This window comes from Acinetobacter sp. YH12239 (genome assembly GCF_013417635.1).
GTDB lineage: Bacteria > Pseudomonadota > Gammaproteobacteria > Pseudomonadales > Moraxellaceae > Acinetobacter.
In genome coordinates this window covers 247,277-266,910 of sequence record NZ_VPDP01000001.1, presented here as the reverse complement: position 1 = coordinate 266,910, position 19,634 = coordinate 247,277, and the positions used below count along the sequence as shown (strand labels likewise).

Below are 19,634 nucleotides of genomic sequence, written 5' to 3'. Positions count from 1 at the left end.
GAATTAGAATAAGCAATATAAACAAAACAGCCAAGCTTTTGCTTGGCTGTTTGAAAAGAAATATACAAATCTTTGGTCGTATTATTCACTAACTTGAATAGATAAACCCGCTTGTTCAGTGAGTTGAGTAAAAGTTGGGAAACTTGTTGCAACGGTTTCAGTTCCCACAATTTTAATTGCGCCTGAAGTACGCAGACCCGCAATGGAGAAACTCATGGCAATACGATGATCATGATGTGACTCAATTTCACCACCTGTAAAGATAGCAGACCAATCACCAGACTTACCTTTACCTTCAATAATAATGCCATCATCCGTAGGCGTACAATCAACACCCATTGTTTTCAATCCATCAGCCATCACTTGGATTCGATCGGACTCTTTTACACGAAGTTCAGCTGCACCAGTTAACACTGTTTGACCTTCAGCACAAGCTGCAGCAATAAATAATGCTGGGAATTCATCAATCGCTAAAGGTACTTGATCTTCAGGCATGTGGATGCCTTTCAAAGTACGAGTGCCACGAATTCTAATATCAGCGATTGGTTCACCACCTGCAATTCGTTCATTCTCGACTGAAATATCAGCCCCCATTTGCTTCAAAATTTCGATCACCCCAGTACGAGTAGGGTTAATACCCACTGCCTCAAGTGTTACATCTGAATTTTCAGTAATGGCAGCACCCACCATAAAGAACGCAGCAGATGAAATATCTGAAGGCACTTGAATATTCGTGCCAACTAACTTACCACCACCTTGTAAAGAAATACGATTACCTTCAGTTTTCACATCATAACCAAATGCACGTAACATACGCTCAGAATGGTCACGTGTAGGTTCTGGCTCAGTCACCGACGTTTCACCGTCTGCCCATAAACCAGCGAGCAGAATGCCAGACTTCACTTGTGCAGAAGCCATCGGTAAATCGTAATGAATACCTTTAAGTTGCTGATTACCTGTGATCGATACTGGCGGTGTGCCACGCTCACCCGTTGTTTGAATTTGAGCACCCATTTCACGGAGTGGCTTTGCAATACGTTCCATAGGACGTTTGCTCAACGATGCATCACCAGTCATTACTGAGTCAAATTTTTGCGCAGACAACATCCCTGACAGAAGACGCATTGAAGTCCCAGAGTTACCCATATAAAGCTCACTTGCTGGAGCTTTAAGGCCATGCATTCCTACACCATGAATCGTGACTTCACCATTTTTTGGACCTTCAATATTTACACCCATATCACGGAATGCTTGAAGTGTTGCTAAGGCATCTTCACCTTCTAAGAAACCAGTAACATGTGTTGTACCTTCAGCGATCGCACCAAACATGATTGAACGGTGTGACACAGATTTGTCACCTGGCACGCTAAATTTTCCAGAAAATGATTTAGCACCCGGCAGAATAGTAAATTGCTGTGTCACAGTTTTGTTCTCCATTAAAGGTTTCTTGGCAAGCATATGGTTAAAATGTCGGCGTGCTGCTTGAGCATGTCCAAGCAATCCCATGAGTGCTTTTGAATCTTCGTTTTCAATGAGCTGTCGAATATGAGCCAATTGGTTCTCAAAGCCATCAACAGCATTCAAAATCGCTTTTTTATTGGCAAAGAATATGTCATGCCACATTTGTGGATCACTCGCCGCAATGCGAGAAAAGTCTCTGAAACCACCAGCTGCATAGCGGAAAATGTCCAGATTATCTTCACGATTTGCCAGTTGCTCAACCAAATTGAATGCCATTAAATGTGGCAGATGACTTGTATGCGCAAGCACTTCATCATGCTTTTCCACATCCATACAAATTACTTCAGCTTGAGCAGCTTGCCATAAATGAATCAGTTTTTGCACTGCCCACTCAGCACTTGTTGCTAACGGCGTTAATATCACTTTGTGGTTAGCAAATAAATCTACTTTACCTGCATGAACACCAGTATGTTCAGCACCAGCTATTGGATGCCCTGGAACAAAACCTACGGGTAACTGCTCACCAAAAACCGCAATTGCAGCCTCAACCACATTGCCTTTGGTACTGCCCACATCTGTAATTATGGTATCAGGAGTAATCACAGATTTGATCGAGTTTAATACAGATTGTGTAGCTCTCACGGGTAAAGCAAGAACAATTAAATCTGCATCAATCACTGCATCTTTGGCATCAGCATATCCGTCACTAATCAAACCTAAAGCTTTAGCATCTTCTAGCGTTTGAGCAGATCGCGTAGATGCCACAACATTTTCAGCAAGACCATGTGCTTGAATGACACGTGCTAAACTTGATCCAATCAAGCCTAGCCCAATAAATGCAACTTTTTTAAATAAAGGTTGAGACATATCTAAGTTTCAACTCTTTTTAAAGTACCGCAATCGGGTATGAACCAAGAACACGGATTTCTTTGACTAATGGACGAATTTCTTCGACAGCCGCACGTACGTTCTCTTGTTCGATATGCCCTTCTAAATCGATAAAGAATACATAAGCCCATTTTTCAGGCAATGCGGGTCTTGTTTCGATACTGGTCAAGCTAATGTTATGTTTAGCGAACGGTGCTAAAATTTCTAATAACGCACCTGCACGGTCATGTGCAGAGATCAATAAAGAAGTTTTATCATTACCACTTTGTGGTACTTTTTCACGCCCAATAACTAAGAAGCGTGTTGTATTTTCTGGATTATCTTCAATATTGCTATGTAAGATTTCTAAATCATATAAGCTCGCAGCTGTTTCAGATGCGATTGCCGCAGAATGCCATTCATTACGAATACGGCGAGCAGCTTCAGCATTCGAACTCAAAGCCACACGTTCAACACCTGGATAATGCGCATCGAGCCAGCCACGACATTGAGCTAAAGTTTGTTGATGCGCATAGATTTGTTTAATGCTGTCTTTACGCGTATTTGAAGAAATCAAAAATTGATGATGAATACGTAATTCAACTTCACCAATTACATTTAAATGTGACGCTTTAAAACAATCAAGCGTATGGTTAACCACGCCTTCTGATGAGTTCTCAACAGGAACTAAACCATAGTGTGCGCTGCCTGCTTCGACTTCACGAAACACTTCATCAATTGTAGGAAGTGGGCGCACAACCGCATCATGTCCAAAATGCTTCAGTACTGCCGAATGGGTATAAGTTCCTACTGGACCAAGGAAAGCAATGCTTTGTGGTGCTTCTAAAGCAAGGCACGCAGACATAATTTCTCTAAACAAACGCGCCATCGTCACGTCAGATAAAGGACCTTCATTACGCTCCATCACATTACGCAAAACTTGTGCTTCACGCTCAGGACGATAAAACATTGGATTTTCTTCAGAAGCAAATTTTGCTTTTGCTACAGCTTCAGCAAGTCGTGCTCGACGGTTAATCAGTTGTTGGAGTTGTTGATCTACTGAGTCGATATCTTCGCGGATTTTAGCTAAGTCTAAAGAATTCGTCGTGTTTTGATCATCGTTGATCATTGTAATGTCGCCTTACAGAATCAGTTATGTAAACAGTATAACAATAGTTAGCTTTCAAATGTTAAGCAACCAAACTTTATGGCAATAAGACTTAAAAATATACAGTTGAAATAATCATCAATCCAATATGCGCTATAAATTAAAAAAAAGACAAGAACATTGAATAGGATAGCTTTAATCTTTTTTTTAAATCAGTTCGTTCTATAAGTTTTAAAATTGAAAACACATTTGAATACATCTCGCTTGTATTCCTCAAGCGAGATGTAAATATGGATAGAAAATTAACGTCCTAGCATGCCACGTGCTACGATTTCTTTCATGATTTCGTTTGTTCCGCCGTAGATTCGTTGAATACGTGCATCCACAAAGAAGCGTGAAATAGGGTATTCCGTCATATAGCCATAGCCACCAAAGAGTTGCAGTAGGTTATCCGCCACTTTCATTTGCATATCTGTACTAAAACTTTTTAATGCAGCTGCTGTTTCAACATCCAATTTCCCTTCTTTATACAATGCTAGATTTTGATTATAAAAAGCGGCTGTAGCCAGTTCATCGATTTTCGCTTGTGCTAAAACAAAACGAGAATTTTGGAATTGTCCAATTTTTTGACCAAAGGCCTGACGCTCTTGGACATATTGAACTGTCACATCAATTGAACCTCGAATTGCTCCTAATGCTGTCGCAGCAATCGCTGTGCGCTCACGTGGTAATTCTTGCATCAAATATGCAAATCCCTGACCCGCTTGACCTAAAAGCTGATCAGCTGGAACTTTGACATTATCAAAAAAGAGTTCCGAGGTATCTTGCGAATGCAAACCGATTTTGTCGAGATTTGTGCCTTTTTTAAACCCTTCTAAATGAGTATCAACCAATAGAAGTGAGACGCCTTTAGCACGTGCCTGAGGATCTGTTTTAACGGCAAGCACAACCAAGTCTGCATGCTGACCATTTGAAATAAAGGTTTTAGAGCCATTCAAAACATAATGATCACCATTCAAAATGGCATTCGTACGGATGGCTTGTAAATCAGAACCAGCACCTGGCTCTGTCATTCCAATTGCCCCGACCACTTCACCAGAAACCATTTTTGGCAACCAGTATTTTTTTTGTTCTTCGTTCGCGATATGTAGAATATATGGTGCTGCAATTTCTGAGTGACATGAAATACCTGTCGATAATGCGCTATAACCTGCACGTGCCGACTCTTCAACCAACATTAAAGAATATTCTGTTGGAACACCATAACCACCATATTCTTCAGGAACATCTACGCACAAGAAGCCATTTTCACCAAGTGCATTCCACACTGAACGTGGCATTTTTCCCTCACGTTCCCACTGCTCATAATGAGGAGCAACGTGTTCACTCATAAAACGTTTGAAATTATCACGGAATAATTCTAAATCTGCATCATATGCCAACATTCTTGTGTTCCTTACACTTCGTTTTTTTATAAGTTTTCATGCTATCCCCTTTTTTTCCAGTTGTCATGGACAAAAGCGCTTGAAAATTCATACAATTTGGTCAGTCTCAACAGCTAAAAATAATGCTTGATCATTAAGTTTTATATTTAGCTTTTATTCCAAGCATCATTCCACGTTACACTGTCATTAAGAACATCCAACTGCATTGATCATGAATACAAAACGTAATTTATATAAAGACTTTGAACACCCATTTGCGCAATTTGTTCGTATTCTTGGCAAAGGTAAAAATGGTGCGCGATCACTGACCTATGAAGAAGCCTATCAAGCATTTGAGATGATTTTAAAAAATGAGGTATTAGACGTTCAGCTGGGTGCTTTTTTAATGCTCTTACGAGTGAAAGAAGAATCTGTAGATGAACTGGCTGGCTTTGTTCAAGCGACTCGTGATCAACTTAAATTTAGAGCTATTGATGTCGACCTAGACTGGTCTTCTTACGCGGGGAAACGCAAACACTATCCGTGGTTTATCTTATCGGCGTTAAGCTTAGCAAAACATGGTCATCGTATTGTAATGCATGGGGCTTCTGGACATACCATCAATCGATTATATACAGAGCAAGCTTTACAGTATTTAGGTTATACCATTTGTCAAAATGAAAACGAAGTGGCATCAGAACTTAATCAGCATAACTTTGCCTATATACCACTCGAAGTCATTTCACCGACCTTGAGTGATTTAATTGCATTACGCAATATCATGGGCTTACGCTCACCGATTCATACGCTTTCTCGACTCATCAATCCCTTCAATGCCAAAGCCACTTTGCAAGCGATATTTCACCCTGCGTATCGCAGTTCTCATCAACAGACTGCTGCCAAATTAGGTTACGTTAACAGTGCGGTGATTAAAGGTGAAGGCGGTGAATTTGAACGAAACCCAGATGCAAAAACCTTAATTTGCGGTATACGAGACGGTGAACTGTATGAGCTTGAACTTCCGAAACTCACAGCTGTTCGTTCAGCAATTGAAGAAGAGTTGAACTTAGATACTTTCAAAGCCGTATGGTTAGGTGATGCCCACCATAGCTATGGACAGGTGGCTATTATTGAAACTATGGCAATCGCACTCTACACCATGAATTTGGCTGAAACATTTACACAAGCACAGACCTTGGCTCAAGAATACTGGCAGTCACGTCATCGAGTTTAAATTCGGATTAAAAAAGACACCATCAGGTGTCTTTTTTTACATAGAAGATTATACAAAACGTATAGGTTGAAATTCTGGCTCTGGAACATGTGAATCACATTCATCACCTTCCTCTTTATGACCTTTATCTATATAGCCTGATCTTTCTGTTTCTGGCAGATTTTTAGCTTCCCAAGCAATGACTGCTTGCATTGAAATCTGACACTGCTCTTGAGTTAAAGCTACACCGTTTGGCCATTTACCGATTTCAACGGCAGTTCTTAAACGAGCAACGATGTCTGCATCCAAAACTGATAACATTTGTTCAATATTCATGTTTAGTCCTGCTGATGAAATGAATCGTAATCTTGATTCCATCCTAGTTTGGTACGACATGCCATATAAAAGTCGTATCCAGGTGGATGTAATAAAGTAAGTTTGAAAGGATGTTTGCGAATATGCAACCAATCACCTTCATTTAAAGAAACACTGTGTTGCCCATCAGCACTCACCATTGGCAACACGCGATTCTTACGAATTTGAATTTTAATTTCACTTTGACCACCCACCACAATCGGACGAGAAGAAAGCGTATGCGGGTGCATTGGCACTAGCGCGATCGCATCCATACTTGGGTGCAAAATTGGACCGCCACCAGAAAGTGCATATGCTGTTGAACCCGTAGGTGTCGATACAATCAAACCATCACTGTGTTGACGATAAACATACTGACCATCAATATGAAGATCAAACTCAATCATATGGACTGACTTACCTGAATGCAGCACCACATCATTCAATGCTATTGCATCATAAATTAGTTCATTTTTACTACGAACTTCGACTTCTAATAAAAAACGGCGATCTAGCTGAAACTCACCTTTCAAGACTTGATCTAATTTAAATAAAACTTCGGTTGGTTTGATATCTGTTAGGAAACCTAAACGCCCACGGTTTACCCCGATGACGGGAGTATTGTATTTCACTAAAGATCTAGCCGCTTGAAGCAATGAACCATCACCACCTACGACAATCACCAAATCTGCAACTTCGCCCAATAAAGCTCGACTGACCGTTTGCGAATTTTTATAAGGGACCAATTTAGCGGTTTCTGAATCAAAAACTGGATGCAAACCTAAACTAATCAAATGGTCATGAATTAGACTTAAAGTCTCAACCACAGATGATTTATCTGGTCGTCCAATTAATCCAATATTACGAAATGACTTTGCTGAAAGTTGCACGTATGCTACGGCTCCAGATGAATTGTTGAGTATCATATCATCATCATTCTGTGACTTACATATTTCAAGCCTGTTTCATGTTATGAATTTCACGAATAATTTCACATTTACCCAACTTAAAATCTTAATTTTCTCCTTAATATTGAATTAGATAAATCATTACATTTATCTAAAAAGGCATAAATTCACAGTTTAATTATTGCAAATTATAAAAAAGCTTCGCATGATGAGCGCAATAAAACAGGGTTTTGCTTTTTGATCTATGAAGTTTGAACGTGGTATTGGCTTAATTGCATTGATTTTCTCAGTGCTGGTGATTTCTGCATTTGTGGCTTTTAGTATTTATCTAATCCGTTTAGATAATATTATTCGCGATAAATTTGAAGGCAATCGTTGGGATATTCCAGCGAAAGTATATGCACGCCCCTTGGAAGTTTATGCTAATGCACCCGTGGAGCAACAAAACTTCATTCAAGAGCTAGGTCTGTTGGGTTACAAAAACGCTGAAGACTATACCAAACCAGGTAATTTTTTGGTTCAAGGCAATACTATATATGTCCACACGCGTGGTTTCGATTTTGGTGATAGTGTAGAACCAGAACAAATCCTCCAAGTCAGTTTTGGTGCTAGTCAAATTTCAGAGATTAAAGCAACAAAACCATCGAGTACGGGGATTGCCCGTCTAGAACCAATGTTAGTTGGGGGAATCTACCCTCAACACAACGAAGACCGTGTTCTCATTAAACTCAATCGTGTTCCTAAACCTTTAATTCAAGCGCTTATTGCGACTGAAGACCGCAACTTCTATCATCATCACGGCGTCTCATTTCGTGGTACAGCACGCGCAGTTGTAAGCAACGTTACTGGTGGTAAGCGACAAGGTGGTTCTACACTCACGCAGCAATTGGTTAAAAACTTTTATTTGACCCCTGAACGCACAATCAAACGTAAAGTGAATGAAGCATTTATGGCGTTGTTGCTTGAGTTTCATTATGACAAAGATGAAATTCTGGAAGCATATTTGAATGAAGTTAATTTAGGACAAAATGGTAATTATTCGATCAATGGCTATGGTTTAGCGTCTCAATTTTATTTTGGTTTACCACTTAGAGAATTGAGTATAGCGCAACAGGCTTTCCTTGTCGGACTCGTTCAAGGTCCTAGCTTATACAATCCTTGGAGAAATCCTGAAAGTGCATTAAAACGCCGTAATGTTGTTCTAAACAATATGTTAGTCATGGGATATTTGACTGAAGAGCAATATGAAACTGAGTCAGCTAAACCTTTAAACGTGATTAAAAAACCGACTTTAGGTCCAGCTCGCTTCCCTGACTTCCTAGACATCGTTCGTCGTCAACTCAAAACAGAATACCAAGAAAGCGATTTAACAAAACAAGGTCTTCGAATTTTCACCACATTAGATCCAATCGCACAAATCAAAGTACAAAAATCGTTTACAGATTCAGTAGCAAGACTGTCTAAGGCCAATCCTGCACGCTTGAAAGAGCTTCAAGGCGCGGTATTAGTTTCTCACCCTGAAAATGGTGAATTGATTGCGGCCGTAGGTTCAGTATCTGACTTCACAGGCTTTAACCGCGCAGTTGATGCAAAACGTCAGGTAGGCTCATTATTAAAACCTGTTATTTTCCTAACTGCTTTGGAATCTGGTCGTTATAACTGGGCAACAGCAATCGAAGACTCGCCAATTAGTGTGCCAGTCGATCGCAATCAGACTTGGACACCCAAAAATTATAGCGGAACTTCGTATGGTTACGTCCCAATGGTTCAAGCTTTAGCCAATTCGTATAACCTATCTACAGTTCGCTTAGGACAAGAATTTGGACTTTCTTCATTTACCAATCATTTAATGAAGTTTGGCGTGACTTCACCTATTCCAAATTACCCATCGATTTTCTTAGGGGCTGTTGAAATGTCGCCTATGGAAATCATGAATATTTATGGCAACTTTGCAACTGGAGGGTTTAAGTATCCTACAAAATCTATCCGAACAGTTGTTGATACCAATGGGCAGCTCATTAATCGCTATAGTTTAAATGTTCAGCAAACGATCGACCCATCGGCTGCTTACATTTTAAACTACGGATTACAACGTGTGATGTCGGCAGGTACAGGACGTGCTGCTTACAATGGCCTAGCTCCGAATCTAAATCTAGCAGGTAAATCAGGTACGACCAATGATACAAGGGACTCGTGGTTCGCGGGGTATTCAGGTAATCATTTGGCAGTTGTCTGGCTTGGATTAGATGATAATAAAGTGACAGGCTTAACGGGCTCATCTGGCGCTTTACCCGTGTGGACCAATGTAATGAAGCAACTGAAGCAAAAACCTGTCAATTTACGTCAACCTGATGAAGTACAGTGGCATTGGATTGATTCAAATAGCGGCGAGCTTTCAGCACAAGGTTGTCAAGGTGCGCTCTATGTACCGATACTTAAATATACTGTTCCTCGTCGCGCAACAGCATGTGGCTTACCACACTACCAAGTAGAGCCGACTTACGTTCCTGAAACGAATGCAGAAGAAATTCCAGCAGAAGACAGCATCGACCAATATATTCGTGAGAGCGAAACAGAAATGGAACGGGATTTAAATACGAATGCCACTCGAGTACTTTCAAGTGGAAGTTATAATCCTTAAAATAAGTTTAGGAGGAGTTAAGGTTAATGACAAAACTGAATTTTAGCGTACTATTCGCCAGCATATTACTCTTAGGCGGTTGCCAAACTTTAACCTCCTCTCAAAACTCACAACCGTCTCAGGAACCTAAACAAGCCGAGACTAAAACAACACCATCCCAAAAAGATGCCGATGGTATTAAAATTACGCCTTACGATCGACCTGAGATTAAACGGGAACAATTACAAATTGTTATTCCTGAACAGAAAAGCTCAAATCAAAAATTCGATGATGGCCGCGAACTTCCCGCATTTAAAAATTTAATGCAACAAACCCATGATGCATTTCGTCAAGCAAAATGGAGTGAAGCTGAGAAAGCCGCACTCCAAGCACAAAGACTTGCCCCTCAATCTGCAGAGACCTATATGTATCTCGCGATGATTGCCAATCAAAAAAATGAAGCAAAAAATGCTGAATCATTGGCAAAACGAGGTCTCAGTTATGCTAAAACAGCAACGATGAAACGACAACTTTGGCAAATTATTTTGAAATCAGGTCAACTCCAAAAAAATCAGAAACTTATCCAAGAAGCACAAAATCAAATCAAAAAGTTTTGATTTAAGCATGAATTCTGCTTTTTAATGCCTTTTAAAAAGCACGAATACCAGCAATTCCATAAGCTCCATGCTGTATGGCCTGATCTAATAACTCAGGCTTCATACCGCCTAGCGCATAAACCGGTATATGAATATCTTTTGTTAACAATTCAAACTGCGTCCAACCTAAGGGTTCTTGCTGAGGATGCGATGTTGTACTCAGTACTGGACTTAAAAATATTGCATCAAAACCTAATGCTACAGCACGACTGACACTAGAATGGTCGTGACAAGATGCGATGCGTTTAATGCCCTTCCATTCCTGCATAAATAAATCAGAATTTAATTGCATCAATTGTTCATGTTTAAATTGAACAGCAAATACTTTTTTCTGATTTGATTCTGATAATCCCATCCACACATCACGATTGATAATGAGCTGATCCAGTTGATTATACTGGTTGAGTTGCAGCACAAAATCTAAAACATTTTCAGCTCTCAAATAACTAACTTGATTAAGATCAACAGACGTATCGAGATGATCTATATTTTTTATTGCAATTTTTTTCGGCCAAAGTAGGCGTTTAACAATGGCATCATTGGCTTTAGGAAAGTTCAAAATGCTTAGTACTGAACGATCATGCCATGTCCAAGGACTTTGAATACGATCTAGTAGAGACTGATCAACATAAGCCTGATAAATATGCAATTTTACGATTAGATCTTCATATTCATGCGTAATAACATCAAATAAATAGACATGATCTAGAAAAATTCCCACCTCTTCTTGAACTTCACGCTGGCAAGCTTGTTCAGGAGTTTCTCCTAACTCCACTTTCCCTCCAGGAAACTCAGCTTTACCCCCCTGATGTAAAGAGGCTTCTCTCCACCCGACAAGAACTTGATTTTTATGGAATAACAACGCTATAGAAACATTAATCGTTTTTTTTGACATGATTATCTTTCAAAAAATGAGTGCTTAATTGTAAGCATTTTATGTTTTTTTATAAATGAGAAAAATTATCGTTGACAGCTCTATTCGATAATGATTATCATTTAAATCGTTCACCACATACCACGGAGTCCAAGGAATGAACGCACCATTTAGCTTATTCACACGTAATAACGAAAACCACCAAGCATTACCAATGCTTCACTCAAATAATCTATTTGCTCTAGGCAGAGAAATTCGCATCATGCATGCAGGAGAAGAATATCGCCTTCGTCTCACACGAAATAATCGACTCATTTTGACAAAATAAAAATTCTAAAATTTGATAATAATAATCGTGGAACTAAGCAGTATGAATCAGCACATACTGCTTCTTTAATTTTATTTCTTCAAATTTATTGATAATTAATTTTAATGAAATTTTATTTCAACTTTTAACCCACCTAACTCTGATTTCTTAAATACAATCTCGGCTTGATGCAATTCGACAATTTTACGGCAAATTGATAATCCTAATCCTGAGCCCGTTGTACGTGTGCCTAACTGACGATAAAATCTTTCTCCCAGCCGATCAATCACTGTTTGCTCAATGCCGTGACCTTCATTTTCAATCACAAATAGAATTTCATTATTATTTTGTTTGATTAAAATATCAACGATTCCATTCTGTGGCGTATAGCGGATTGCATTATCGACTAAATTTCGAATGCAGCTAAACATTAACTCAGGATTTGCCTTAATCGCATGGTTTCCTAACTCAGTTTTAAACTGAATATTTTTTTCTTGGCTCAAAGGTTGTACTGAATGTAAAACCTCTTTCGTCAAACGGTCTAAATCTATGGACTGTATCGGTACATCTTGCGTTGAAGACGGATCAAGTCTGGCCAACAAGAGTAAATTTTCTAAAATATTTGAGCCCCTACTCACATCTTTTAGAATCTGCTCTAAGTCTTGTGACAAATCCTCATGATCAGACTGGTATTTTCGTTTTAAAAGTTGTAACCGCATTTGAATCGCGGAAAGTGGCGACCTTAATTCATGGGATGCATCAGCTGTAAAACGTTGTTCCGCAGTAATTGCCCGATCTAAACGCTCCATCATTTGGTTTATTTGACTCACAATAGGTTGCAGTTCTTTTAGTTCTGGTTTTGAAGGTGTAATCGGTGATAAATCCTTAACAGTCTTTTGCGATATTAATTTTGAAAGTTGGTGAATAGATCGAAACTGACGTCGTATAATAAAGTGTAGAATAAACCATTGAACGCCCCATAAAATAATGAGAACACCACCGTAGCCCAGCAAACTTTTGAATAACTGATCAACACGCGCTGACATGGGTTGAAGCATAGTTAGAATTTGCTGATCACTTTGCTCACTGTAATAACGAAATAATCGCCCTTCTAGCCAAACAAAGCCAAAGTGATCATTCTGAAAAAACACCTTGGAACCAATTTGATTGAAAGCAAGGTCTTGCGATTCAATCAAAATAAGTTCATCGAGCTTTAACTCATATTTGATATCAAATTGTTCACTTAAATCATCTAACTCATTTCCCACATGACTTGAAATATCACTGACCAGAATTAAATCGGCGATTTCATCCATCATATTGTCATGGGTCTGCATGTTCTGGTAAAGCGAGATCACCAATAAAAGAATTAATGCGACAACGCCCGCCAACATCGAACTGAGCATTGAAGACTTAACAAGACGATTTTGTAAAGAAATAGGGTGCTGATGCAACGCTGTTCTACCTTAAGCCTGATCTAAATTCATTCTATAACCTAATCCACGAATCGTTTTAATCATGGTTGAGCCTATTTTTTTCCGAATCTGATAAATAAAAACTTCAACTGCATTACTTTCAATTTCATCACCCCAAGCATATAAGGACTCTTCTAGTTGCTCACGTGTCACAACACGTTCAGGATGTTGCATTAACTTATATAAAATTTGGTACTCTTTCGCTGTGAGATTGACAATTTCTGAATTTAATTTAACAACCTTGGCTTGGGGGTCCAAACTCACGGATCCAAACATTAGGATTTGAGACGTGCCTTTGTGCTGAGTACGTAATTGTGCTCTAACTCTCGCCGAGAGCTCATCTAAACTGAATGGCTTAACTAGATAATCATTAGCCCCCAAATCAAGTCCTCCGACACGATCTTGGATACTGTCTTGAGCTGTAATAAAAATTACTGGTGTATTGTGTTGATGTTTTCTTAAATGTGTCAGAATTTCATCACCAGTTGCTTTCGGCAATCCACGATCGAGTAATAAACAATCATATTGATGCTGCTCAATTGCTAATATCGCATGATCTCCACGCTCGACCCAATCGACACTATATCCATCCATTTCTAACCAAGCTTTGATACTTTCAGCTTGTGACACATCATCTTCTGCTAATAATATACGCATGTCTCTCTTCACTAAGCCACAATTCATTCACTATAAAGTTTTTCAAAAAAAGATGCATAAAAAAACCACATTTCTGGAGAATGTGGTTTTTTTGGTTTGAGTACTTGAAAGCCATAAATCAAATACTCAATTTAGTAGATAGCTCATTAAAATTGAACTTGATCTACATCAATTTCTACACGCTTAGCAGGCTTATAATCAATATCCACCTCACCAATTAATACCACAGGTGTTTTTGCGGAGATTGGTTTACCTTGCCAGAGTTCATCATCAATATCCACAGTGATCACACCCGTGCTATCGCGGAATTGATATTTTTCATCACCAGTTGCCTTAACAATATAGCCTTTTAATTTCACTGGGGTATCATCTTTGGCAGTTAACGCACTTTTAACAGTCGTTATTGCTTGCGGTGCAATTGCTGCATGATTAACAGCACTTTGGTTCACTGCCGTATTAGCCATTGCAAATGTAGTTGCACCGACTAAAGCTGTCGCGATTAAAGCTTGATTTAACATTTTCATTTTCTATACCTTTTCAAGTGATGTTTGTTTCGATGAAGCTATTAAAACAAACAAAGCTGAAGCGAATCTTAAGAAATATGAATATTTATTAATCGTTGACAATTAACTTAGTGGTACGACTCTTAGCACCTCTTCTAATGTCGTTACCCCTTCAAGGACTTTTCGAGCACCCGCAATACGCAACGGCTCTACACCTTCTTTTTTTGCGTGAGCACGTAATTCATCTAAATTAAGATTAGCACTGATTTTTTGTTTTGTTTCTAGAGACACAGGCATAAACTCATATATACCCACCCGCCCCTTATACCCTGTGTGACGACAATGTTCACAGCCTTTGGCATGATACACTTGAGCAGGCATCTTCACTAAATAGCCATAGGTCAGATGCTCCCATTCTTGAGCATTAATTTCCCGTTTTTCTTTACAATGAGAACATAATTTTCTGACTAGCCTTTGCGCTAAAACCCCTAAGATTGTTGCCGCTGTTAAAAATGGCTGCACCCCTAGATCATGTAAACGAGTCAAGCTTGAAGGTGCATCATTTGTATGAAGTGTTGAAAGTACGAGATGACCTGTTAATGCAGCTTGAATCGCCATATTCGCTGTATCTTGGTCTCGGATTTCCCCTACCATAATAATGTCTGGATCTTGGCGCATGAGGGCACGTACACCATCGGCGAAATGAAGATCAATGGCAGGGTTTACCTGCATCTGATTGAAGCTCGGCTCTATCATCTCGATAGGATCTTCAATCGTACAAACATTTAATTGCTCAGTCGCAAGTTGTTTCATTGATGAATACAAGGTTGTTGTTTTACCTGAACCAGTTGGACCTGTCACTAAAATGATACCGTGACTATTTTTGGTAATGGCATTCCATTGTTCTAGCAGTTTTCCTTCAAAACCCAGTTGTTGGAAACTCCTCACTAATACTTCAGGATCAAAAATTCGCATTACCATTTTTTCGCCTGCTGCAGTAGGCAGAGTTGATAAACGTAGTTCAGTTTCTTGACCCTTAGGTGTACGCGTTTTTAATCGCCCATCCTGAGGACGTCGTTTTTCTGCAACGTTCATACGACCCAGAATTTTAATACGAGAAATTACTGCCGTGAGTGTATTGCTAGGCATGTTATAAATCGTGTGCAGCACACCATCGATACGGAATCTAACGCGTCCTTTCTCCGAACGAGGCTCAAGATGAATATCACTCGCACCCTGTTCAAAGGCAAATTGAAGCAACCAGTCGACTAATTTTACGATGTGCTGATCGTTGGCATCAGGATTTTGACTATCACCCAATTGTAAAAGGGATTCAACACCTCGGCTCTGTCGGTCGTAAGCTCCTGAATATTGAGAGGAGTTTACTGCTCGGCTCACTTGATAATATTCAATCAAGTAACGTTGTAACTGCTCTGGATTCAATAAAACCTTAACAATTTTTTTAGGACTTAAGCTCTTTTCTAAATTCTTGACCCAATCATCCAAGAATGGTTGATCTGTACCAATTAAGATCTGATCAGGATGCACTTCCACAGCAAGAATTTTATTTTTGAATGCATATTCTTGTGACATGACCTGAGTCAGTGCTGCAACATCTGCTTTAAGCGGGTCGATCACATAATATTGGAGTTGTGTTTTTAATGCTAACCACTCGCATAAACGTTGCAGTGTTAACTTATGTTGAGGTTGAACTTGATCTACCAATTCAAAATGAGCAATCCACTGCAATGGATGCCATTTAAATTGATCTTTTTGGCGGTGTCGGGTTTGTATGAGCAACTTATCTCGCTCTAAAATACGACCATCTTTTAGTAGTTGTTCTAAACACCATGTTGTATCAATTTCAAAATTAAAATTCATTCAAATTGCCCCATTCCTTGAGCACAACTATAGCAAATTCTTTATTCAACATTAGCCTTTAGCCTATTCAGAATTTACAATTAAATTCATTAGATCAAATTCAGCTTTAAATACATCAGTCCAACAGTTTATTCGTTTGCACAAAGTTCCAGTGCAACGATCTCAACCTCAGTATCCACTTTAAATTTGACATTTAAGAGGCCGAAACTTAGCCCATAAATTCGCTCAGGATCATTTTGATAAGATGGTCTTGGATCAAATGACAAAACCTGTTCTAATTCCTTGATTAAACTTTCAGCGACACATTGTTGATCCAACAGTTGATTTCGCTGAATTTCAGCAGTTTTTGACCAAACAACATTTTTTTGAATTGGCTTATCCTGTGCATAACCGCTCGTCGCCTCAACCACGGCATCAGAATATAGAATATATGGTTTGATATCGATAACGGGTGTTCCATCTAATAGATCGCTGCCTGACACATACAGCCTCAAAGAATCACCTTCTTTAAAAAGTTTTTTGAATTGTACGACTGACATGCCGATAGGTGCTGGACGGTACATGCTTCTTGTCGCAAAGACTCCCACTTTTTTATTTCCACCTAAACGTGGTGGTCTAACTTGAGGCTTAAATTTTTGATTATCCTGATTTTTATTATCGTGAAACTGCCAAATCAGCCATAAGTGACTGAAATCATGTATACCTTCAAAAGCCAGTTCATCATTATATGGCGCCAATAGTTCAATATAACTTTCAACATTTACTAAATTTGGCTGACGTGGAATACCAAACTTTTCTTTGTAGGGAGATCTCATTATACCAATCACAGGTAAAGTCAGCTCATTCATAATCACTTTTTTTGATAAGTTCAATTAAATATATTCAGTTTATCGAGAATGGTTTTAGTTTAGAATAGCAAGCTGTTCTAATTTGATAATTTATTGAGACCTTTAATGGCTGCTTTTAACGTCGAAAAGATTACTCACGTACACCACTGGAATGACACATTATTCAGTTTTAAAACGACTCGCGATACAGCATTGCGTTTTAAAAATGGTCAATTTGTGATGATTGGTTTAGAAGTCAATGGCAAGCCTTTAATGCGTGCATATTCGATTGCTAGCGCGAACTATGAAGAAGAACTTGAGTTTTTCTCTATTAAAGTTCCAGATGGTCCTTTGACATCAATCCTACAAAAAGTAAAAGTTGGTGATGAAATTTTAGTTTCTAAAAAACCGACTGGTACACTTGTTCTTGATGATTTAAATCCTGGTAAAAACTTGTATCTTTTATCATCAGGTACTGGTTTAGCTCCTTTCCTTTCGACTATCCGTGATCCAGAAACTTATGAGCGTTTTGAGAAAATCATCGTTGTACACGGTACACGCTATATCTCAGAACTGGCGTATCAAGACCTTATTCAAAATGAAATTCCAAACCATGAGTTCTTTGGGGAACTTGGTGCGAAAGAAAAGTTAATTTATTACCCAACAGTTACACGTGAAGACTTCCATACTCAAGGTCGTGTTACAACTGCGATTGAAACTGGTGCTCTTTTCGAGAAAATCGGCTTACCTCGTTTTAATCCTGAAACTGACCGTGCAATGTTATGTGGTTCTCCTGCATTCCTCGACGATGTAGCTGCACTTCTTGATCAACATGGCCTAAAAGAATCTCCACGTATGGGTGTTCTTGGTGATTATGTGATTGAACGTGCTTTTGTTGAAAAATAAAATTACGTACAATAAAAAAACCGAGCTTTTTTGCTCGGTTTTTTTATTGAGTGTTATATTTACCCTATTATTTAAATCGATTTTATCTTGATTTAACTCAGTAGTAACTTTATTCAGCAATGCTGAACTAGAAGCAATATCGTCATTTCAGATATTCAACATTCACAGTAATCACTAACACTTAGTTTCTAATGTATTAACTTTAATACTAGTAAACAATAGGGTTCTTTCATAAATCATTTTTTACTCAGTTCTAAATTATAAATCCCTGCGATTAAACTGAATCTCAATCCCAATCTTTTGCCACGGTTGCGATATCGCTCAGCAAGGATTTTGAAGGTTTTCGTAGTCCCAAATACATGCTCAATCCCAATTCTTCTTTTATTGATTTCTTGATTGTAAACTTTTAACTCAGGTTCTAGTTTACAGTGCTTTTTTGCTTTTAATGGCAATAGACTATTTGGATACACCGTATAAATCCCTTGATAGCTTTTATCTGCAAGGATAAAAGACCCTTTAGGAATTTGATTCAGGTTACGTTTGAAGAGCTCGAAATCATGTACTGCACCACGACTCGTGCATAAACTTAGAACTTGCTGTGTTCTATAATGGATGATGGCTTGTACTTTGAAAGTATGTGCCTTCTTCTTACCACTATAGCTTTTCTTCTGTTTTTTTAGGTCTTTGTATTGGAATTTCTGTGGCATCTACGATCACCACATTCCAGTCGATACCTTCGCCTTCAGGCAAACTCTTGGGTAAATTAAATAGATTGGACTTGATCAGGCAATCCTCTACGTGGCGGACGATTCTTGAAGCAGTAGGCTCTGACACACCATAACTCGTTGCGACATGAAACAATGTTCGATATTCACGCCAATAACTTAAGCACAGAAGGATTTGATCTTCTACACTTAACTTAGATGGTCTACCTTTAGCAGGTACAAGCATTTTTAGCTGTTCAGCCATTAAATCAAAGGTTGACCATGAGATGCCTGTATATCGCTTAAACTGTGTTTCAGAGTGCTTCTTTGAGTCGATGTATTTCGTTCGCAAATTATGCATGAATATTTAAAATTATTCGGTACAAATAGTCAGCAAGGGATAGATCTTTTTTTGATTTATGAAAGAGATCTAATAGAGCTATTATTTTCTAATAATATATTTTCCCAATAATTTATTGAATCCTTATCTTTTTTATTAAGACTTTCATAACCCTTACTCATTTTAAATTTTTTTATTTTTAGAATTAAATTTGTATTATCCCTCTTTGATAATAATTCATTTAAAAGCAACAAACCACCACCATTATACTCTAAATTTTTTGAGCCCAATATTATTATTGAATAGTAAAAATCATCTTGGTCTTTTTGATTTTTTCTTTCAATTTCTAATGACTGCTTTTCTAACCCACCAAATAAATAAAAATCTTTAAGGAAAAAAGAAATTAAAACTTTAGATGACTCTAATTGAAACCTCGAATCAATCGATTTAAATTTATATAATAAAGCTAAATATAATATCAATATAGCCAAAATTAATACAAAAAAAATGTAAGAAATTTTTTTTAAAATCATAACATATTCCATTCTA

The 19,634-nt window shown here is 38.4% G+C and carries 19 protein-coding genes; 5 read left to right on the top strand and 14 right to left on the bottom strand.

Translation table 11 applies throughout. The features are described from left to right. Positions 1-81: 81 nt before the first annotated feature. The 3 genes from FTV17_RS01225 to FTV17_RS01215 all read right to left on the bottom strand — a co-directional run bounded on the left by FTV17_RS01225 (position 82) and on the right by FTV17_RS01215 (position 4,881). Positions 82-2,328 carry a bifunctional prephenate dehydrogenase/3-phosphoshikimate 1-carboxyvinyltransferase gene (locus FTV17_RS01225; RefSeq protein ID WP_179997828.1) on the bottom strand — a complete coding sequence of 749 codons (2,247 nt, stop codon included), beginning with the start codon at positions 2,326-2,328 and terminating at the stop codon, positions 82-84. A gap of 19 nt (positions 2,329-2,347) precedes the next feature. After that, positions 2,348-3,457 (bottom strand): prephenate dehydratase, encoded by a 1,110-nt coding sequence (gene pheA / locus FTV17_RS01220; protein ID WP_035267321.1) that lies wholly within the window; start codon positions 3,455-3,457, stop codon positions 2,348-2,350. A 281-nt stretch (positions 3,458-3,738) separates the two neighbouring features. Next, complete coding sequence (locus FTV17_RS01215) at positions 3,739-4,881, bottom strand: acyl-CoA dehydrogenase family protein (RefSeq protein WP_035267322.1); 1,143 nt, start codon at positions 4,879-4,881, stop codon at positions 3,739-3,741. Between the two features lie 211 nt (positions 4,882-5,092). Here FTV17_RS01215 and FTV17_RS01210 point away from each other — a divergent pair, with 211 nt between their 5' ends. Then, entirely contained in the window at positions 5,093-6,094 is a 1,002-nt protein-coding gene (locus FTV17_RS01210; RefSeq protein ID WP_179997827.1) for a glycosyl transferase family protein, read from the top strand. A gap of 48 nt (positions 6,095-6,142) precedes the next feature. On the opposite strand, the gene FTV17_RS01205 is transcribed toward FTV17_RS01210, so the two are convergent. After that, positions 6,143-6,409: a YeaC family protein gene (locus FTV17_RS01205; protein WP_179997826.1), complete on the bottom strand. Its 267-nt coding sequence runs from the start codon at positions 6,407-6,409 to the stop codon at positions 6,143-6,145. Positions 6,410-6,411: 2 nt separating this feature from the next. After that, a complete protein-coding gene (locus FTV17_RS01200) occupies positions 6,412-7,353 on the bottom strand; it encodes an NAD(+) kinase (protein WP_035267328.1) in 942 nt (313 codons plus the stop codon). 226 nt (positions 7,354-7,579) lie between these two features. Between FTV17_RS01200 and mrcB the strand changes: the two genes are divergently transcribed. Then, complete coding sequence (gene mrcB, locus FTV17_RS01195) at positions 7,580-9,976, top strand: penicillin-binding protein 1B (protein WP_179997825.1); 2,397 nt, start codon at positions 7,580-7,582, stop codon at positions 9,974-9,976. Between the two features lie 26 nt (positions 9,977-10,002). After that, positions 10,003-10,572 carry a tetratricopeptide repeat protein gene (locus FTV17_RS01190; RefSeq protein ID WP_179997824.1) on the top strand — a complete coding sequence of 190 codons (570 nt, stop codon included), beginning with the start codon at positions 10,003-10,005 and terminating at the stop codon, positions 10,570-10,572. Positions 10,573-10,603: 31 nt separating this feature from the next. On the opposite strand, the gene FTV17_RS01185 is transcribed toward FTV17_RS01190, so the two are convergent. Then, positions 10,604-11,506, bottom strand: coding sequence for a thiamine phosphate synthase (locus FTV17_RS01185; protein WP_179997823.1), 903 nt, complete (start codon positions 11,504-11,506; stop codon positions 10,604-10,606). Between the two features lie 136 nt (positions 11,507-11,642). On the opposite strand from FTV17_RS01185, the gene hemP reads away from it, so the two are divergent. Continuing rightward, positions 11,643-11,813, top strand: a complete 171-nt coding sequence (hemP, locus tag FTV17_RS01180; protein WP_035267337.1) for a hemin uptake protein HemP — start codon at positions 11,643-11,645, stop codon at positions 11,811-11,813. A gap of 101 nt (positions 11,814-11,914) precedes the next feature. Here the strand turns inward: hemP and FTV17_RS01175 are convergent, their stop codons facing one another. The 5 genes from FTV17_RS01175 to tsaA all read right to left on the bottom strand — a co-directional run bounded on the left by FTV17_RS01175 (position 11,915) and on the right by tsaA (position 17,156). Next, a complete protein-coding gene (locus FTV17_RS01175) occupies positions 11,915-13,198 on the bottom strand; it encodes a HAMP domain-containing sensor histidine kinase (protein WP_179997952.1) in 1,284 nt (427 codons plus the stop codon). A 60-nt stretch (positions 13,199-13,258) separates the two neighbouring features. Beyond that, positions 13,259-13,924, bottom strand: a complete 666-nt coding sequence (locus FTV17_RS01170) for a response regulator transcription factor (RefSeq protein ID WP_179997822.1) — start codon at positions 13,922-13,924, stop codon at positions 13,259-13,261. 146 nt (positions 13,925-14,070) lie between these two features. Next, positions 14,071-14,442 carry a NirD/YgiW/YdeI family stress tolerance protein gene (locus FTV17_RS01165; RefSeq protein WP_373687176.1) on the bottom strand — a complete coding sequence of 124 codons (372 nt, stop codon included), beginning with the start codon at positions 14,440-14,442 and terminating at the stop codon, positions 14,071-14,073. Between the two features lie 108 nt (positions 14,443-14,550). Beyond that, complete coding sequence (locus tag FTV17_RS01160) at positions 14,551-16,308, bottom strand: GspE/PulE family protein (protein ID WP_179997820.1); 1,758 nt, start codon at positions 16,306-16,308, stop codon at positions 14,551-14,553. Positions 16,309-16,436: 128 nt separating this feature from the next. Continuing rightward, the gene (gene tsaA, locus FTV17_RS01155; protein ID WP_179997819.1) at positions 16,437-17,156 is read right to left on the bottom strand and encodes a tRNA (N6-threonylcarbamoyladenosine(37)-N6)-methyltransferase TrmO; all 720 of its coding nucleotides are present in this window, start codon (positions 17,154-17,156) and stop codon (positions 16,437-16,439) included. A 105-nt stretch (positions 17,157-17,261) separates the two neighbouring features. On the opposite strand from tsaA, the gene FTV17_RS01150 reads away from it, so the two are divergent. After that, positions 17,262-18,041, top strand: a complete 780-nt coding sequence (locus tag FTV17_RS01150; protein WP_035267346.1) for a ferredoxin--NADP reductase — start codon at positions 17,262-17,264, stop codon at positions 18,039-18,041. Positions 18,042-18,277: 236 nt separating this feature from the next. Here the strand turns inward: FTV17_RS01150 and FTV17_RS01145 are convergent, their stop codons facing one another. From FTV17_RS01145 to FTV17_RS01135, 3 genes are read right to left on the bottom strand one after another with little or no spacing between them, the layout of a single operon-like run. After that, positions 18,278-18,748 carry a transposase family protein gene (locus tag FTV17_RS01145; RefSeq protein WP_179997818.1) on the bottom strand — a complete coding sequence of 157 codons (471 nt, stop codon included), beginning with the start codon at positions 18,746-18,748 and terminating at the stop codon, positions 18,278-18,280. Beyond that, positions 18,696-19,106: a transposase family protein gene (locus tag FTV17_RS01140; RefSeq protein ID WP_179997817.1), complete on the bottom strand. Its 411-nt coding sequence runs from the start codon at positions 19,104-19,106 to the stop codon at positions 18,696-18,698. The genes FTV17_RS01145 and FTV17_RS01140 overlap by 53 nt, the downstream gene beginning before the upstream one ends. Before the next feature lie 56 nt (positions 19,107-19,162). After that, a complete protein-coding gene (locus FTV17_RS01135) occupies positions 19,163-19,618 on the bottom strand; it encodes a hypothetical protein (RefSeq protein ID WP_179997816.1) in 456 nt (151 codons plus the stop codon). Between the last annotated feature and the right edge of the window lie 16 nt (positions 19,619-19,634).

What these genes read in the sequence shown, in the direction of transcription:
- FTV17_RS01225 (WP_179997828.1), bottom strand. Translation starts at nt 2,328, where the DNA reads ATGTCTCAACCTTTATTTAAAAAAGTTGCATTTATTGGGCTAGGCTTG.
- pheA (WP_035267321.1), bottom strand. Translation starts at nt 3,457, where the DNA reads ATGATCAACGATGATCAAAACACGACGAATTCTTTAGACTTAGCTAAA.
- FTV17_RS01215 (WP_035267322.1), bottom strand. Translation starts at nt 4,881, where the DNA reads ATGTTGGCATATGATGCAGATTTAGAATTATTCCGTGATAATTTCAAA.
- FTV17_RS01210 (WP_179997827.1), top strand. Translation starts at nt 5,093, where the DNA reads ATGAATACAAAACGTAATTTATATAAAGACTTTGAACACCCATTTGCG.
- FTV17_RS01205 (WP_179997826.1), bottom strand. Translation starts at nt 6,409, where the DNA reads ATGAATATTGAACAAATGTTATCAGTTTTGGATGCAGACATCGTTGCT.
- FTV17_RS01200 (WP_035267328.1), bottom strand. Translation starts at nt 7,353, where the DNA reads ATGATACTCAACAATTCATCTGGAGCCGTAGCATACGTGCAACTTTCA.
- mrcB (WP_179997825.1), top strand. Translation starts at nt 7,580, where the DNA reads ATGAAGTTTGAACGTGGTATTGGCTTAATTGCATTGATTTTCTCAGTG.
- FTV17_RS01190 (WP_179997824.1), top strand. Translation starts at nt 10,003, where the DNA reads ATGACAAAACTGAATTTTAGCGTACTATTCGCCAGCATATTACTCTTA.
- FTV17_RS01185 (WP_179997823.1), bottom strand. Translation starts at nt 11,506, where the DNA reads ATGTCAAAAAAAACGATTAATGTTTCTATAGCGTTGTTATTCCATAAA.
- hemP (WP_035267337.1), top strand. Translation starts at nt 11,643, where the DNA reads ATGAACGCACCATTTAGCTTATTCACACGTAATAACGAAAACCACCAA.
- FTV17_RS01175 (WP_179997952.1), bottom strand. Translation starts at nt 13,198, where the DNA reads ATGCTCAGTTCGATGTTGGCGGGCGTTGTCGCATTAATTCTTTTATTG.
- FTV17_RS01170 (WP_179997822.1), bottom strand. Translation starts at nt 13,924, where the DNA reads ATGCGTATATTATTAGCAGAAGATGATGTGTCACAAGCTGAAAGTATC.
- FTV17_RS01165 (WP_373687176.1), bottom strand. Translation starts at nt 14,442, where the DNA reads ATGTTAAATCAAGCTTTAATCGCGACAGCTTTAGTCGGTGCAACTACA.
- FTV17_RS01160 (WP_179997820.1), bottom strand. Translation starts at nt 16,308, where the DNA reads ATGAATTTTAATTTTGAAATTGATACAACATGGTGTTTAGAACAACTA.
- tsaA (WP_179997819.1), bottom strand. Translation starts at nt 17,156, where the DNA reads ATGAATGAGCTGACTTTACCTGTGATTGGTATAATGAGATCTCCCTAC.
- FTV17_RS01150 (WP_035267346.1), top strand. Translation starts at nt 17,262, where the DNA reads ATGGCTGCTTTTAACGTCGAAAAGATTACTCACGTACACCACTGGAAT.
- FTV17_RS01145 (WP_179997818.1), bottom strand. Translation starts at nt 18,748, where the DNA reads ATGCCACAGAAATTCCAATACAAAGACCTAAAAAAACAGAAGAAAAGC.
- FTV17_RS01140 (WP_179997817.1), bottom strand. Translation starts at nt 19,106, where the DNA reads ATGCATAATTTGCGAACGAAATACATCGACTCAAAGAAGCACTCTGAA.
- FTV17_RS01135 (WP_179997816.1), bottom strand. Translation starts at nt 19,618, where the DNA reads ATGATTTTAAAAAAAATTTCTTACATTTTTTTTGTATTAATTTTGGCT.